This is a genomic window from Spiroplasma endosymbiont of Amphibalanus improvisus (genome assembly GCF_964030645.1).
Classification (GTDB): domain Bacteria; phylum Bacillota_I; class Bacilli_A; order Mycoplasmatales; family Mycoplasmataceae; genus CAXIPX01.
Genome location: NZ_CAXIPX010000003.1, coordinates 435032 through 450360, shown reverse-complemented (window position 1 = coordinate 450360; position 15329 = coordinate 435032). Strand labels below are relative to the sequence as shown.

The following is a 15329-nucleotide window of genomic DNA, read 5'->3' as shown; positions in this document are numbered from 1 at the left end:
AGGAGATTAATCGATGTCACGTTCGTTAAAAAAAGGACCTTTTGTTGATGGCCATTTATTAAAAAAAGTAGAGGCATTAAATAAAGACAAGAAAAAAACAATTATAAAAACTTGATCAAGAAGATCAACAATATTTCCAGAATTTATTGGACATACTTTTGGTGTTCATAATGGGAAAGAACATATTCCAGTTTTTGTTTCAGAAGATATGGTCGGTCATAAACTAGGTGAATTTTCTCCAACCAGAAAATTTTCTGGTCATGGCGATGATAAGAAGAAAAAGAAATAATTAAGATAGGAGGTTCGAAATGGATGCACAAGCTCATTTAAAAATGATTAGAATATCACCACGAAAAGTCAGATTAGTTGTAGATACAGTCAGAAACCAAAATGTTGGTGAAGCATTAAAAATATTAGAAAACACAAACAAAAGATCGGCATTACCAATTAAAAAATTACTAAATTCTTCAATCGCTAATGCTGTTAACAATAATGGTTTAGATACAGAAAAATTATTCATTAAAGAAATTTTTGTAAATGAAGGACCAACTTTAAAAAGATTTAGACCAAGAGCGCACGGAAGATCTTATCAAATTTTAAAAAGAACAAGTAATGTAACAATTAAAGTAAGCGATACAAGAGAAAAAATAAATAAAGGAAGCAAAAAATAATGGGGCAAAAAGTTAGTCCAATTGGTTTAAGAATTGGAATTAATAAACCTTGATATTCAGAATGATATGCAGAAAAAGATGTTTATGTAAAATGATTGCATCAAGATATTATCATTCGAAAAGTTTTGTTAAAAGAACTTCAAAAATCTGGTGTATCTAAAATTAAAATAGAAAGAAATAAAAAAGAAATAATTCTTTATATTCACACTGCTAGACCAGGAATGGTTTTGGGACAAGAAGGTAAAAATATTAAACAATTAATTACCCTTGTTCAAAAAACTGTTAAAAACAAAAATTTAAATGTGAAAATTAATGTTGTTGAAATTAAAATTCCTGACTTAGATGCTCAATTAGTTGCAAATACAATCGCTGAACAAATAGTAAATCGTGCATCATTTAGAACAGTTCAAAAACTAGCCATCAGAAAAGCTTTGAAAGCTGGAGCAAAAGGGATTAAAACTTCTGTTTCTGGAAGATTAGGTGGAGTTGAAATGGCGAGAACAGAAGGTTATCTTGAAGGAAGTGTACCATTGGCTACCTTAAGAAGTGACATTGATTATGCCCTTGCAGAAGCTTTAACAACATATGGCCAAATAGGTGTTAAAGTGTGAATCTGTAAAGGCGAAATTTTAAATAATGAATATAAGTTAAATTCTAAAACTTGAAAGGATGATAAAAATGCTATCTCCAAAAAAAACTAAATATCGTCGTCCTCACAGAGTTAAATATGAAGGAAAAGCGAAAGGGAACAGTACAATCGCCTTTGGACAATATGGTTTGCAAGCTAAAGAAGGTGCGTGAATTACTGCAAGACAAATAGAGGCTGCTCGTGTCGCTATGACCAGATATATGAAAAGATGAGGTAAAGTTTGAATTAGAATTTTCCCGCATATGGCAATAACTAAAAAACCTTTGGAAGTTAGAATGGGTTCTGGTAAAGGTAATCCTGAAGAATGAGTAGCAGTTGTAAAAAACGGAACTATTTTGTTTGAAATTGATGGAGTTTCTAAGGAAGTAGCTCATGAAGCTTTAAGATTAGCAATGCATAAAATGCCTATAAAATGTAAAGTTGTGGAGAAAGGGCAAAATTAATGGAAGCAAAACAATTGTTAGAAAAAACAACAAAGGATTTAAGAATTCTTGAAGAACAATTTCGTGCAGAATTATTTGCTTTAAGATTTCAATCATCTGTTGGAAATTTGGAAAACCCAAAACGTATTCCGCAAATTAAGAAAGATATCGCTCGTGTTTTAACAGTTCTTTCAGAACGAAAAAATAAAGGCGAAGTTATTCATTCGACAATTAATGTAGATATGCAAAAAACTCTGAAAAAAATTGAAGCAGAGTCAAAACAATTTGTTAAAAAGAGAAAAGAAAAATTAGAAGATGAAATGGCAAAATATGATCAAAATTCACAATTGCCAAAATCAAATTTTGAAAGTCCTTGATCTGCAGATTTAGATGATAAAAATAAATTAATAGTTGATACTGAAACAAAAACACCAGTGACAGCAAAACCTGTTGTTACTGAAACAAAAACACCAGTGACAGCAAAACCTGTTGTTAAAAAACCTGTTGTTACTGAAACAAAAACACCAGTGACAGCAAAACCTGTTGTTAAAAAACCTGTTGTTACTGAAACAAAAACACCAGTGACAGCAAAACCTGTTGTTACTGAAACAAAAACACCAGTGACAGCAAAACCTGTTGTTAAAAAACCTGTTGTTACTGAAACAAAAACACCAGTGACAGCAAAACCTGTTGTTAAAAAACCTGTTGTTACTGAAACAAAAACACCAGTGACAGCAAAACCTGTTGTTAAAAAACCTGTTGTTACTGAAATAAAAACACCAGTGACAGCAAAACCTGTTATAACAAAATCACAAGTTGCTGCTAAAATTAAAACAAATGATAAATTGAAAAAATTAATTTTAGAAAAAGAAAAATTACAAGCAGCTAAAAAACAAGCAGCTAAAAAACCTATTTCGATACAAAAAGATACTGTTACAGTTAACTCTATAACAAGTGCAAAAGCAAAAATTGAAAATTTAACTTCTAAACAAAAAAAAGATATTTCTGATTACATACAGCAACATAAAAAAGGTTCAAACCAGGAGAAACACATTGTTCAAAAAGTTGATTTAGGTATGAAGAAAAAACCAACGAATGCAAAAGAATACACTTATGGTTCAAATTGAAAAGAAAACAGAAATAGAATTGAACAGGAATTAAAACAAGCTGTAACGAAACCAATTAAAGATGAGAAAAAAGGTAAGAAAGATGGAAAGAAATAATCGTAAAGAATTAGTAGGTGTTGTGATTTCTGCTACATCTGCAAAAACAATAAATGTATTAGTTGAAACCTATAAAAATCATCCATTATATAGAAAGAGAGTTAAATATTCCAAAAAATATTTAGCGCACGATGAACAAAACATTGCTAAATTAGGTGATAAAGTTCAGATAATGGAAACAAGACCTATGTCAAAAAAGAAACATTTTAGATTAGTAAACATTTTAGAAAAAGCAGTTAGTTAGGAAGAAGGCGTTTAAATGATACAACAAGAGTCAAGGTTAAAAGTGGCCGATAATTCTGGAGCTAAAGAAGTTTTAGTTATAAAAAATTTAGGTGGTTCTTTTAGAAAATTTACAAATATTGGAGATATTATCGTTTGTACTGTAAAAAAAGCAATTCCATCAGGGAATGTAAAAAAAGGTCAAGTTGTAAAAGCGGTTATAGTCCGTACTAAAAAAGGAATTTCTAGAAAAGATGGTACACATATCAAATTTTCAGAAAATGCCGCTGTTATAATCAAAGATGATAAAACACCAAGAGGTACACGTATATTCGGACCTATAGCTAGAGAAATTAAAGAAAAAGGTTTTAACAAAATCGCTTCACTAGCTTCTGAAGTGTTATAGGAGGAACTTATGAAAATTAAATTCAAAAAGGGTGATAACGTAAGAATTATTTCTGGTTCTGATTCGATAAAATTTAAAGAAGGTCCAATAACTAAGATATTGCATAAAGATAATTGTGTAACTATTGAAGGGATTAATAATTTTAAACATGTTAAAGCTTCACAAACAGATCAAGAAGGCGGGATAAAAGAAATCCCTAAAAAAATAAATGTTTCTAAAATCGCATTAATTGATCCAAAAAATAAAAAAACAACTACAAAAATTTCATATAAATTTAAAGATGGAAAAAAAATTAGAATTGCTCGTAATTCTAATCATAATATAGGATAGAAGGAGTTTGTATGACTGAGAATATTGAAAAACTATATAACTCAAAAATCAAACAAGAAATTTTTAAAGAATTTTCACATAAATCAATAATGCAAGTTCCAAAAATTTCAAAAGTGGTTATAAATGCAGGAGTTAACGATGCAATAAATGATTCTAAGGCAATTGAAAATGTTTCTGAAGAACTTGCATTAATAACTGGTCAAAAACCCTTAGTTACAAAGGCTAAAAAATCTATCGCTACTTTTAAATTAAGAGAAGGAATGCCAATAGGTTTAAAAGTTACTTTGAGAAACAAAAAGATGTATGATTTTCTAGATAAATTAATAAACGTAGCTTTACCTAGGGTTAGAGATTTTAGAGGTTTATCTAAAAAAAGTATTGATTCTCAAGGTAATTATTCATTAGGGATCAAAGAACAAATTATTTTCCCTGAAATTGATTACGATAAAATCAAAAAAATTAGAGGATTTGATATAACTATCGTAACAACAACAACTGATAAAAAAGAAGCGCTATTTTTACTGACAAAGATAGGGATACCTTTCGAAAAAGGGGGAACTAATTAATGGCAAAAAAATCACTAAAAATTAAACAAAGCAATTACACGAAATTTAAAGCTAGAAATTACACAAGATGTGGAAAGTGCGGAAGACCTCATTCTGTTATTAGAAAATTTAATTTATGCAGATTATGTTTTAGAGAATTAGCATACAAAGGTGAAATACCTGGGGTTAAAAAAGCTTCATGATAATTAAAGAAAGTAGGGTATAATTGAATGACAACTGACGTAGTAGCAGATATGTTAACAAGAATCAGAAATGCAAATCAAAGATTTCACAAAAGTGTAGTTATCCCTTCTAGTAAGGTTAAAATTTGTATTGCTGAAATTCTAAAAAAAGAAGGTTATATTAATGATTTCAAAGTTAATAAAGATGTGAAATCAGAATTGGTATTAGATTTAAAGTATAAAGGAAAAACTAGAGCCATCACAGGTTTAAAAAGAATTTCTAAACCAGGTTTAAAGGTTTATACTAAATCAAAAGAAATTCCGAAAGTTTTAAACGGTTTAGGTGTTGCTATAATATCTACATCACACGGAATTATGACCGATGAATTAGCCCGCCGAAAAAATTTAGGTGGAGAAGTTGTAGCATATATTTGATAACAATCAATTTTAAAAGGAAAAGGAAAATCAATGTCTCGTATTGGAAATAGAATATTAAAAATACCCGAAGGTATTGAAGCTAACTTAAGAGAAGATTCTTTCTTTTATGCTAAAAGTGCTAAAGGGGAATTAAAATTAAAAATTCCACGTGTTATTAAAGTTGAAATTAAAGAAAAAGAATTGAAAACTTTAAGAATTAACGAAATTAAACACACAAAACAACTTCATGGTACAATAAACTCTTTGATCAATGGTATGTTTGAAGGATTAACAAAAGGGTTCTCAAAAGAATTGTTAATTCAAGGAGTTGGTTATAAATGTAATTTACAAGGAAATAAATTAAATTTAGCTCTTGGTTTTTCACACCCGGTTGTTTATGAAGTACCAGAAGGAATTAATTTAACGGTGCCATCGCCGACAAAAATTTTAATTGCAGGAATCAATAAACAATTAGTTGGTGAAGTCGCTGCAAAAATAAGATCTTATAAAAAACCAGAACCTTACAAAGGTAAAGGTATTAGATATTCAGATGAAATTATTATTAGAAAAGAAGGGAAAGCTGCTGGTAAATAGACTAGGAGATTAAGCTATGGTTAATTCAAGAAAAACTCAAAGACAAAAAAGACATTTTAGAGTCAGAAGTAAAATATCAGGAACAAGTTCAATTCCTAGAATGTGTGTGTTTAAGTCAAATTCATACTTTTATGCACAGTTAATAAATGATGAAAAAGGTGATACATTGGTTTCGTCGTCATCATTATCATTAAACTTAAAAAATGCAAATAATATGGATGCTGCAAAAAAAGTAGCTGATGACATGATTCAAAAAATTTCTGCAAAAAAAATTAAAACAATTGTTTTTGATAGAAATGGATATATTTACCATGGTAAAGTTAAGTTATTTGCTGAAACTTTAAGAGAAGCAGGAATAAAATTCTAGAATAGTGAAATAAATTTGCTATAATCTTACTTTATTTTATAATGAATAATATTGAAAGGAAATTAATTGTGAGCGAGATCAAAAAAAACAATACTCCAGAAATAATAGAAAAAAAAGATTTAAAACCAACACCACCAAGAAAACAAGTTCAAAACAATACTTCTAAACCACCTCAAAAAAGAAAATCAGATTTTAAAGGCGGAAATTCTTTTAATAAAAGAAAATCTTTTGAAAAAGAAAATAAAATATTTGAAGAAAAAGTTGTTGCTATCAGAAGAGTTACAAAGGTTACAAAAGGTGGTAGAAACTTCCGTTTTGCAGCTGTTGTAGTTATTGGTGATAAAAAAGGTAAGATTGGCTTTGGTACAGGAAAAGCAAGAGAAGTACCTGATGCTATTAAAAAAGCTATTAAAGATGCTAAAAAGGTTTTAATAAAAGTTCCTATGACAGGAACAACAATTCCTCATGAAGTTATAGGAAAATTTGGTGCTGGTAAAGTTTTAATAAAACCGGCAAAAAAAGGTACAGGAGTTATTGCTGGAGGACCTGCGCGTGTAGTGTTGGAATTATCTGGAGTTTCTGATGTTTATACAAAGTCGTTGGGTTCAACAAACCCTATTAATATGATTAGAGCGACAATTAATGGATTATCAAGTTTAAGAACGTTCAATGAAGTTTCTAAATTAAGATCAAATGAAGAAATTAAAATGCCAATTATCAAAGAAAATATAACAACTGTAGAAACTGATAAATAGTCAAAGAGAGGGATAGTTCAATGGAATTACATAATCTAAAATCGACTGAAGGATCAAGACATAATAAAAAAAGATTAGGACGAGGTTCTTCTTCTGGTACTGGTAAAACTTCTGGACGAGGTCAAAAAGGTCAAAAAGCACGTTCAGGTGGTGGGACAAGACCTGGTTTTGAAGGTGGACAAACTCCAATTTATAGACGTATTCCTAAATTTGGTTTTACTAATATTAATACCAAAAAATATACAATTTTAAACTTAGATCAAATTGAAAAAATGGGTATTTCTGAAATAAATCATGAAACTTTGATTGATAAAAAAATCATCAGTTCTAAGAAAAATTTAATTAAAATTTTAGGAAATGGTAATATTACAAAAAAAATTAATTTAAAAGTCAATAAAATATCAGGTTCAGCAGCAGAAAAAATCAAAAAAGCTGGTGGTACTATTGTGGTAATAAATGAAAAAGTTGAAAAATAAAAAAAATACTAATTTAGAATTTGAAGATAATTTTTTTGTTAAAAATAAAGATTTAATTAAAAGAGTTGCTTTTACATTATTTATTTTATTTATAATTCGTTTAGGAAGTTATTTGACAGTTCCCGGAATTATAGTAAATACTGATTTAAATGATTTATCTTCAGAAAATCAGTTTTTTGCTTTGATTTCTATGCTTGGTGGAGGAACCCTAGGTAAATTTTCAATTCTTGCCCTAGGAGTTTCACCATATATTACAGCATCAATTATAGTTCAACTATTGTCAACAGATGTAATTCCTGTTATGTCAAGATGAGCAAAATCTGGCGATAAAGGTCGTAAAAAATTAGATAATGTTACTAAAATTTTAACAATACCTTTTGCTTTAGCGCAAGGTGTTGCCACTATTTTTACTGTTGCTCAAAATGGTGCAATAACACCAAAATGAACAAGTGCCGATTATGGAGCAGGGCCACCTATTTTTTACTATATTTTAGTTCCATGTATTTTATTAGCGGGAACAATGTTTATGTTATGATTGGCAGATCAATTATCAATTAAAGGTTTAGGGAACGGTGTTTCGTTAATTATTTTTGGTGGTATTGTAGCTAAACTACCTTACAGCATTGTTACAACATTTAATTTCTGAGTTTCACCAACAGAACAACCAAATGTAATTTTTGATGGTTTTTTAAAATTTTTTGTTTATATGGTAATGTTTGTCCTGGTCATTTTGTTTGTTGTAATTTTAAATGAATCAGAACGTAAAATCCCAATTCAACAAACAGGGAGCAGTTTAACAGCTTCAAATTCTTATAATAAAAATAAACCTTATCTCCCACTACGAATTAACTGCGCCGGTGTAATTCCTGTTATTTTTGCTTCAGCATTAATATCTGCACCTGTAACAATTGCTCAAATTATTCAAACTACAAATCCTGATAATGGTTTTGTAACCTTCTGCAACACCTTTTTATCATTTTCAACCTGGTGAGGTATAGGTGTTTATGGATTATTAACAATTTTATTTACTTTCTTATATTCACAAATTCAAATTAATCCTGAAAAAATCTCTGATAATTTCCAAAAGTCAGGAACATTTATACCGGGGGTTAAACCAGGAAAAGAAACAGAAAAATATTTAAAATCAACAGTCTTTAGATTAAGTATTATAGGTTCTTTATTCTTAACAAGTATAGCAATTTTACCTTATGTTATTGCCAAATTAACAAATTTACCAAGTGCTTTAGCAATTGGTGGAACAGGTTTAATTATTATGGTGTCTGTAGCGCTTCAAACAGTGAGACAAATTCAAGGTCGTTTAGTTCAACATTCCTTCATTAACAAAAGAAAACAAATTGTTTCAAATTCAAAAACTAAAAATAAAGAAATGTCACATATTTGATAATTATTAGAAAGAAGATTTTAAATGGAAAATAATTATAATGTTATATTATTAGGGCCACCAGGTAGTGGTAAAGGAACTTTATCAAAGGAAATAGTTGAACATTTTAAATTTAATCATTTATCAACAGGTGATTTAATCCGTTCTTATATTAAGAAGGAAACACCTTTATCAATTAAATTAAATAAAGTTTTAGAATCTGGCGAACTGTTATCTGATAATTTAATGATTCAGATGGTTGAAGAACGATTAAAAACTTTTAAAAATGGCGTTATTTGAGATGGATTTCCTAGGACACTAGAACAAGCTTATAAATTGGATGAATTATTAACACTTAAAAAACAAAAAATTAATGCTGTTATATTATTAAAAGTTTCAGAAGAAATCATAATTGAAAGAATTAGTTTAAGATTGCTTTGTCCTAATTGTAATGCTATTTATAATTCTAAATTATTACCTCCTAAAAATTTAGGAATATGTGATATTTGTCAAAATAAATTAATTAGACGTAGTGATGATGATCCTGAAAAAATTCAAATTAGATTGTCTGAATATAAAGCAAAAACAAAACCATTGATCGATTTCTATAAAAAACAAAATAAGTTATTTGAAATAGATTCTACAACATCAATTCAACAAATGTTAAAAACATTTAAAGGCATCAAAAATGATAACGATTAAGAACGATTCAGAAATTGATAAAATGCGAAAAGCTGGAAAAGTTTTATCAGAAATTTTAAATACATTAAAGGATAATATAAAAGTTGGTATGACAGGTGAAAATTTAGATAAAATCTGTGAAAAAATAATATCTGAAAACAATTGCAGTTCTAATTTCAAAGGTTATTATGGATTCCCTTCCACAATATGTGTTTCTGTTAATGAAAATTTAATTCATGGGATACCGAACTCAATAGCTTTCAAAGAAGGTGATTTGGTATCAGTTGATGCTGGTTGTATTTTTGAAGGATATCACGCCGATGCAGCTTTCACAAAAGTTGTGGGCAGTTATAAAGAACCAATTCACAAAGAATTAGTCGAAACTACTGAAGAATCTTTAGAAAAAGCGATTAAAATTTTGAAACCTGGCGTTAGAATTGGTACAATAGGTAGTGTTATTCAAACGTTTGTTGAATCAAAAGGATTTAAATTACCCACATCATATGCAGGTCACGGAATCGGTCAAAATATGCACGAAGACCCTATTATCCCTAATGTTGGTAAAAAAGATACAGGTTTCAAGTTAAAAGAAAATATGGTTATTTGTATCGAACCTATGGTTCAAATTGGGACCGATAAAACAATTGTTTTAAATGACGGTTGAACTGTAATGTCTAATAATAAATTAGGCACAGCGCATTTTGAAAAAACCATTTTAATAACTAAAAATGGTTTTGAAATATTAACAAAGTAAAAGGTGACTAATGGCAAAAACAGACATTCTTGAAGTTCAAGGCAAAGTAATAGAAGTGTTACCAAATACAATATTTAAAGTGAAATTAGAAAATGAAGCATTAATTACCGCTCACGTTTCTGGTAAAATCCGTATGAATTACATTCGCATTTTACCAGGTGACAAAGTTACTGTTGAAATTTCACCTTATGATTTAGAACGTGGGCGTATTATTTTTAGACATAAATAATTTATGTAATTCTATAAACCAAGGAGATTTTTAAATGAAAGTTAGATCATCTGTAAAAAAAATCTGTGAAAAATGTCAAATTATTACTAGAAAAAAAAGAGTTATGGTTATTTGTAAACAACCAAAACATAAACAAAGACAAGGCTAATAATTTTAAATTCAGGAGGAATGAATGGCGCGTATTTCAGGTGTAGATATACCTAATAATAAAAGAGTTGTAATTGCACTAACTTATATTTATGGTATTGGGAATTCTCAATCGGAAAAAATTTTAGTTAATTCTAAAATTGATGTAAATTTAAAGGTTAAGGATTTAGATGAAGAGCAATTAACAAGAATAAGAAGTGAAATTAGTAAATTAAAAGTTGAAGGTGACTTGAGAAGAGAAACAGCCATGAACATCAAAAGATTGATGGAAATTGGTAGTTATCGCGGAATTAGACATCGCAAGAGTTTACCAGTTCGTGGTCAATCATCTAAGCAAAATGCGAGAACCAGAAAAGGTGTTAAAAAAACTGTAGCTAATAAGAAAAAATAATTAACGAAAGGAATTAAATATGCCACCAAGTAAACAAAATAAAAAGAAAAAAATTAAAAAAAATATTCCTAAAGGTGTAGCACATATTCATTCAACTTTTAATAATACTATTGTAACTATTAGTGATGAAGCAGGCAATGTAATTTCCTGAGCTTCTGCGGGTTCATTAGGTTTTAAAGGAAGTAAAAAATCAACACCTTATGCAGCACAATTAGTATCAGATGCTGTTGGAAAAAATTCTGTAGACCATGGTGTGACTCAAGTTAGAGTTGAAGTAAAAGGTCCAGGTCCAGGTAGAGATGCCGCTGTAAGAAGTTTACAAGCCGCAGGATTGGAAATAACATCAATTAAAGATGTAACACCAATACCACATAATGGTGCAAGACCACCAAAAAAACCAAGGGGGTAATTTAATATATGAAAAAATTTTTAAAGCCGGAAATTAAATTTTCAGTAAAATCAGTCAATGAAACTAAAGGTCGATTTGTCTTAGAACCACTTGAAAGAGGTTTTGGTCATACATTAGGTAATGCATTAAGAAGAACCATATTATCTTCATCAATGGGTGCCGCCGTTTTTGCTATTAGAATTGACAAAGTTTTTCATGAATTTACTGCTATTAAAGGGATTAATGAGCATGTTGCTAAAATTGTTTTAAATATTAAAGAATTAGTTTTAAAAATTGATAATTCTATTATTCCAGATGGTGAATCTGTAACTCTAAAAATATCTTCTGATAAAGAGGGTGAAATTTTGGCAAAAGATATTATTTGTCCTGCAGGAGTAGAAATACTTTCCAAAGAACTACACATCTTGACTATTTCAAAAGGTGGAAAAATAAATATGGAATTATTTGCTAGAAATTCAAGAGGTTATTCTTCTTTTGAAGATAACAAAAAAGAAAAAACAACAGCAGATATGATTGTGATTGATTCAAATTATTCACCTGTTAAACAAATTTCTTATAACTCTGAATTAACAAAAGTTGGTAATAGCGCTGATTTAGAAAAATTAGAATTAGAAATCGAAACAAATGGTTCAATTTCAGCTGCAGACGCTTTAGCGTCAGCTGCAAAAGTTTTAACAGATCATTTAAGTTTATTTTTTGGATTAAATGAAATAATCTCTAAAGAAGAAATGATTTCTGAAGAAATTAAAAAAGAAGATAAACAATTAAATAGATTGATTACTGATTTTGATTTCACACAAAGAAGTTTAAATTGTTTAAGAAAAGCTAAAATTCATACATTAACTGATTTAACTTCAAAAACAGAAGATGAAGTTCAAAATATTAAAAATTTAGGTAAAAAATCATTCCAAGAAATTCAAGATAAATTAATTCAATTCAAATTATCTTTTAAGTCTGAATAATTCTAAATAGAATAGAAAGGTTAGAAAATGTCATATATTCAAAAACGTGGTAAAAATACTTCTTGAAGACAAAGTTTAATTCGTAATCTGGCGAGTGAATTAATTGTCCACGAAAGATTAGAAATAACTTCTAAACGAGCAAAGGAATTAAGAATTCATGTAGAAAAATTAGTTACTTTGGCAAAAAGAGGAGACCTACACGCTCGCCGCCAGGCTGCTGCCTTTTTAAGAAATATTAATGTTAATGAGGAGCAAACAGTTTTACAAAAATTGTTTACAGACATTGCTGTAAAATTTAAAGATAGACAAGGCGGATATACTAGAATTATTAAATCTTATGACCGTCTTGGCGATAATGCTGAAATGTCAATTATTGAATTTACTTTTTAACTCACTTTTTCTGTATAATCAAAAAAAAGATGTATAATGAAATAAGTTTATTTATAATTTTTATAAATTGGAGTAATTATGCGTAAAAATAAGAAAAAAACTATCGATGATAGTAATGTGAATACTCTGCCTAAATTAAATGATATAGCTGTTAAATTTGAGGATGTAGAATTTACATATCGTGAAGATTCTCCAAATGCTGTTGATAAAGTTTCCTTTGAAATTAAAAATGGTGAATATACATGTATTATTGGCCATAACGGTTCTGGTAAGTCAACCATTTCAAAAATAATGGTTGGTGTTTTGAGACCTCAATCTGGTAGAATTTTAATGTATGGAAATGAAGTTAATGAAAAAAACATTTATGCTTCACGTTATTTTTTAGGCATAATTTTTCAAAATCCTGATAATCAATTTATTGGTTCAACAGTAAGAGATGATATAGCTTTTGGTTTAGAAAATCGGATGATAAAAAGTGAGGATATGCCAGAAATAATTTCTAATGCTGCTAAAGAGGCGGGAGTTGAAAATTTATTAGACCATGAACCTATGATGTTATCTGGTGGTCAAAAACAAAGAGTGGCAATCGCAAGTACTTTAGCCTTAAATCCAGACATTATGATTTTTGATGAATCAACAAGTATGCTTGATCCAAAAGGTAAAAATGATATTAAACAAAAAATGTTGGAATTAAAGAAAAAAAATAAAACTATAATTTCTATAACTCATGATATGGATGAATTATTACAAGCAGATAAAATTATAGTTTTAAACAAAGGTAAATTGGTTAAAATAGGTAAACCGACTATCATTTTATCTGATCAAGAATTTTTAAAATCAATCCACTTAGATATTCCTTTTATTCATAATTTAATAAGTCAATTAAATTTAGAAAAAAGTAATTTTAATTTTACGCTTAGTGAAAATAATTTATTGGAGCAAATATGTCAAAAAATAAAAAAATAGTGGAAAACCTTGAGCAATCAGATATTAAATTTAAAGAAGTTTCCTTTATATATGCCAAAAAAACACCATATGAATTTCAAGCTTTAAAAGATATAAATCTTTTGATTGAAAAACAAAAAATTACAGCAATAATTGGATCTACTGGTTCTGGAAAATCTACTTTAATTCAAACAATAAATGGATTAATTATCCCAACAAGTGGTGAAGTTTGATTTAGTGATTACGTTATCTCTGCTAAAAAAAGAAAATTGAAAAATATTAAAGTTTTAAGAAAGACAATAGGTTTAGTTTTTCAATTTCCAGAATATCAATTATTTGAAGAAACGATTGAAAAAGATATTATATTTGGACCAGTAAATCTAGGTATTTCAAAAAATAATGCAAAAGAAATTGCTAAAAAGTATATTGATATTGTCGGTTTATCTAGAAACTATTTGATGAGATCGCCATTTAATTTATCTGGTGGTCAAAAAAGAAGAGTGGCAATTGCTGGTATATTGGCAATGGAAGGCAATACTTTAATTTTAGATGAGCCAACTGCTGGCTTAGACCCAGAAGGAGAAAAGGCTTTTTTAAAATTATTTAAAGAAATCAATGAAAAAGAAAAACGTACAATTGTTTTGGTAACACATAATATGGATCATGTATTAGAATTAGCAGATGAAGTTATTGTTTTAGATAAAGGACAACTAATAACAAAAACAAATCCTGACGAATTATTTTCCAATAAGGAATTATTAGAAAAATTAAATATTGAGTTACCAAAAATATATAATTTTATTCATTTATTGAAAAATAAGGGACTTGATTTAACTAATAAAAATATTAGGACAATTCCAGAATTATCAAAAGCTATTAATCAATTAATTAAGTAAGGACAATTAGTATGAGATTATCATTCGGAAGATACATTCCAAAAGATTCAATTATCCATAGAATGGACCCTAGATTGAAATTGTTTATGTTAATAACTTTAATTGCAACAGTTTTTTTTAGAATCGGATTTACTGGTTTTGCAATTATTTTGGCAACAGTTTTATTTTTATTTTTATTGTCTAAATTAAGAATTTCAATGCTATTAAGAATTTGAAAATTTATTTTATTTATTTTTATATCGTTATGCTTAATTAATTTCTTTTTAGTATCACCTACAATAACAGACCAATGATATTGAGGTGGTGGCGAAGATCATGGTGGAGTTAGTTGATTTATAGTATCAGAACAATCAATTTATTTAGCATTATACATAACACTAAGAATATTGTGTATGATTACAATCACAACAATTCTTACCGCAACAACCCAACCATTAGATTTAACTTTAGCTTTAGAAGATTTATTAAGTCCGTTAAAAATTTTTAGAATACCTGTTTATATTTTTTCTGTAATTGTATCTATCGCCTTAAGAATGATACCTACATTAATCGAGGAGGCTTCTATTATTATGAAAGCACAATCTTCAAGGGGAATTGATTTTAAAAATGGTAAATTTAAAGAAAAGATAAAAGCTAGTGTTTCTTTAATTATACCGTTATTAGTTTCTGCATTTAGTAAAGCAGAAGATTTGGCTTATGCAATGGATTCCAGAGGTTATAATCCAAAAGCCAAGAGAACTAGAAGTCGTCAGTATAAAATTAAAATATTAGATATAGGGATATTCTTATTTTTTATAGGTATCGCTTCAACTGTTATCGCTTCATCTTTCAATGATTTTTTACCTTTTTCAATTGAATATTTAGATAAATTTTTACAAATTTAAT

Annotated in this window: 27 protein-coding genes; all 27 read left to right on the top strand. The window is 28.5% G+C overall.

Features of this window, described 5'->3' with window-relative positions; all coding sequences use genetic code 4:
• The first annotated feature begins 13 nt into the window (after positions 1-13).
• The 27 genes from rpsS to AAHM77_RS02400 all read left to right on the top strand — a co-directional run bounded on the left by rpsS (position 14) and on the right by AAHM77_RS02400 (position 15328).
• Complete coding sequence (rpsS, locus tag AAHM77_RS02530) at positions 14-289, top strand: 30S ribosomal protein S19 (protein WP_342252560.1); 276 nt, start codon at positions 14-16, stop codon at positions 287-289.
• Positions 290-308: 19 nt separating this feature from the next.
• Entirely contained in the window at positions 309-671 is a 363-nt protein-coding gene (gene rplV, locus AAHM77_RS02525) for a 50S ribosomal protein L22 (protein ID WP_342252559.1), read from the top strand.
• Positions 671-1372, top strand: a complete 702-nt coding sequence (rpsC, locus tag AAHM77_RS02520) for a 30S ribosomal protein S3 (protein WP_342252558.1) — start codon at positions 671-673, stop codon at positions 1370-1372. The genes rplV and rpsC overlap by 1 nt, the downstream gene beginning before the upstream one ends.
• Positions 1350-1763 carry a 50S ribosomal protein L16 gene (rplP, locus tag AAHM77_RS02515; protein WP_342252557.1) on the top strand — a complete coding sequence of 138 codons (414 nt, stop codon included), beginning with the start codon at positions 1350-1352 and terminating at the stop codon, positions 1761-1763. The genes rpsC and rplP overlap by 23 nt, the downstream gene beginning before the upstream one ends.
• Positions 1763-2965 carry a 50S ribosomal protein L29 gene (rpmC, locus tag AAHM77_RS02510; RefSeq protein ID WP_342252556.1) on the top strand — a complete coding sequence of 401 codons (1203 nt, stop codon included), beginning with the start codon at positions 1763-1765 and terminating at the stop codon, positions 2963-2965. Before rplP ends, rpmC begins: the two co-directional genes overlap by 1 nt.
• Entirely contained in the window at positions 2952-3209 is a 258-nt protein-coding gene (gene rpsQ, locus AAHM77_RS02505; RefSeq protein WP_342252555.1) for a 30S ribosomal protein S17, read from the top strand. The genes rpmC and rpsQ overlap by 14 nt, the downstream gene beginning before the upstream one ends.
• Before the next feature lie 15 nt (positions 3210-3224).
• Entirely contained in the window at positions 3225-3593 is a 369-nt protein-coding gene (gene rplN / locus AAHM77_RS02500; RefSeq protein ID WP_342252554.1) for a 50S ribosomal protein L14, read from the top strand.
• A gap of 9 nt (positions 3594-3602) precedes the next feature.
• Complete coding sequence (gene rplX / locus AAHM77_RS02495; protein WP_342252553.1) at positions 3603-3923, top strand: 50S ribosomal protein L24; 321 nt, start codon at positions 3603-3605, stop codon at positions 3921-3923.
• 11 nt (positions 3924-3934) lie between these two features.
• Positions 3935-4489 (top strand): 50S ribosomal protein L5, encoded by a 555-nt coding sequence (gene rplE, locus AAHM77_RS02490; protein ID WP_342252552.1) that lies wholly within the window; start codon positions 3935-3937, stop codon positions 4487-4489.
• Positions 4489-4674, top strand: a complete 186-nt coding sequence (locus AAHM77_RS02485) for a type Z 30S ribosomal protein S14 (RefSeq protein WP_342252551.1) — start codon at positions 4489-4491, stop codon at positions 4672-4674. Before rplE ends, AAHM77_RS02485 begins: the two co-directional genes overlap by 1 nt.
• A 24-nt stretch (positions 4675-4698) precedes the next feature.
• On the top strand, positions 4699-5088 hold the full coding sequence (gene rpsH / locus AAHM77_RS02480) for a 30S ribosomal protein S8 (protein ID WP_342252550.1): 390 nt from the start codon (positions 4699-4701) through the stop codon (positions 5086-5088).
• A 30-nt stretch (positions 5089-5118) separates the two neighbouring features.
• Positions 5119-5661: a 50S ribosomal protein L6 gene (gene rplF, locus AAHM77_RS02475; RefSeq protein ID WP_342252549.1), complete on the top strand. Its 543-nt coding sequence runs from the start codon at positions 5119-5121 to the stop codon at positions 5659-5661.
• A 16-nt stretch (positions 5662-5677) separates the two neighbouring features.
• Complete coding sequence (gene rplR, locus AAHM77_RS02470; RefSeq protein ID WP_342252548.1) at positions 5678-6028, top strand: 50S ribosomal protein L18; 351 nt, start codon at positions 5678-5680, stop codon at positions 6026-6028.
• Between the two features lie 119 nt (positions 6029-6147).
• Positions 6148-6783, top strand: a complete 636-nt coding sequence (rpsE, locus tag AAHM77_RS02465; protein ID WP_425288821.1) for a 30S ribosomal protein S5 — start codon at positions 6148-6150, stop codon at positions 6781-6783.
• 20 nt (positions 6784-6803) lie between these two features.
• Positions 6804-7259, top strand: coding sequence for a 50S ribosomal protein L15 (gene rplO, locus AAHM77_RS02460; protein ID WP_342252547.1), 456 nt, complete (start codon positions 6804-6806; stop codon positions 7257-7259).
• Positions 7240-8664, top strand: a complete 1425-nt coding sequence (gene secY, locus AAHM77_RS02455; protein ID WP_342252546.1) for a preprotein translocase subunit SecY — start codon at positions 7240-7242, stop codon at positions 8662-8664. The genes rplO and secY overlap by 20 nt, the downstream gene beginning before the upstream one ends.
• Positions 8665-8685: 21 nt before the next feature.
• Positions 8686-9342: an adenylate kinase gene (locus tag AAHM77_RS02450; RefSeq protein WP_342252545.1), complete on the top strand. Its 657-nt coding sequence runs from the start codon at positions 8686-8688 to the stop codon at positions 9340-9342.
• Positions 9329-10075 (top strand): type I methionyl aminopeptidase, encoded by a 747-nt coding sequence (gene map, locus AAHM77_RS02445; RefSeq protein ID WP_342252544.1) that lies wholly within the window; start codon positions 9329-9331, stop codon positions 10073-10075. The genes AAHM77_RS02450 and map overlap by 14 nt, the downstream gene beginning before the upstream one ends.
• Before the next feature lie 10 nt (positions 10076-10085).
• Positions 10086-10304, top strand: coding sequence for a translation initiation factor IF-1 (gene infA, locus AAHM77_RS02440; protein ID WP_342252543.1), 219 nt, complete (start codon positions 10086-10088; stop codon positions 10302-10304).
• Between the two features lie 34 nt (positions 10305-10338).
• Positions 10339-10452 (top strand): 50S ribosomal protein L36, encoded by a 114-nt coding sequence (gene rpmJ, locus AAHM77_RS02435; protein WP_342252542.1) that lies wholly within the window; start codon positions 10339-10341, stop codon positions 10450-10452.
• A 24-nt stretch (positions 10453-10476) separates the two neighbouring features.
• On the top strand, positions 10477-10842 hold the full coding sequence (rpsM, locus tag AAHM77_RS02430; protein WP_342252541.1) for a 30S ribosomal protein S13: 366 nt from the start codon (positions 10477-10479) through the stop codon (positions 10840-10842).
• A 19-nt stretch (positions 10843-10861) separates the two neighbouring features.
• Positions 10862-11251, top strand: a complete 390-nt coding sequence (gene rpsK / locus AAHM77_RS02425) for a 30S ribosomal protein S11 (RefSeq protein ID WP_342252540.1) — start codon at positions 10862-10864, stop codon at positions 11249-11251.
• Positions 11252-11259: 8 nt separating this feature from the next.
• Positions 11260-12213, top strand: coding sequence for a DNA-directed RNA polymerase subunit alpha (locus tag AAHM77_RS02420; protein WP_342252539.1), 954 nt, complete (start codon positions 11260-11262; stop codon positions 12211-12213).
• Between the two features lie 27 nt (positions 12214-12240).
• Positions 12241-12603, top strand: a complete 363-nt coding sequence (gene rplQ / locus AAHM77_RS02415; RefSeq protein WP_342252538.1) for a 50S ribosomal protein L17 — start codon at positions 12241-12243, stop codon at positions 12601-12603.
• Between the two features lie 78 nt (positions 12604-12681).
• Positions 12682-13569 (top strand): energy-coupling factor transporter ATPase, encoded by an 888-nt coding sequence (locus tag AAHM77_RS02410; protein WP_342252537.1) that lies wholly within the window; start codon positions 12682-12684, stop codon positions 13567-13569.
• Entirely contained in the window at positions 13548-14444 is an 897-nt protein-coding gene (locus AAHM77_RS02405; protein WP_342252536.1) for an energy-coupling factor transporter ATPase, read from the top strand. The genes AAHM77_RS02410 and AAHM77_RS02405 overlap by 22 nt, the downstream gene beginning before the upstream one ends.
• 11 nt (positions 14445-14455) lie before the next feature.
• Positions 14456-15328 (top strand): energy-coupling factor transporter transmembrane component T family protein, encoded by an 873-nt coding sequence (locus AAHM77_RS02400; RefSeq protein WP_342252535.1) that lies wholly within the window; start codon positions 14456-14458, stop codon positions 15326-15328.
• The last annotated feature ends 1 nt before the right edge of the window (position 15329 follow it).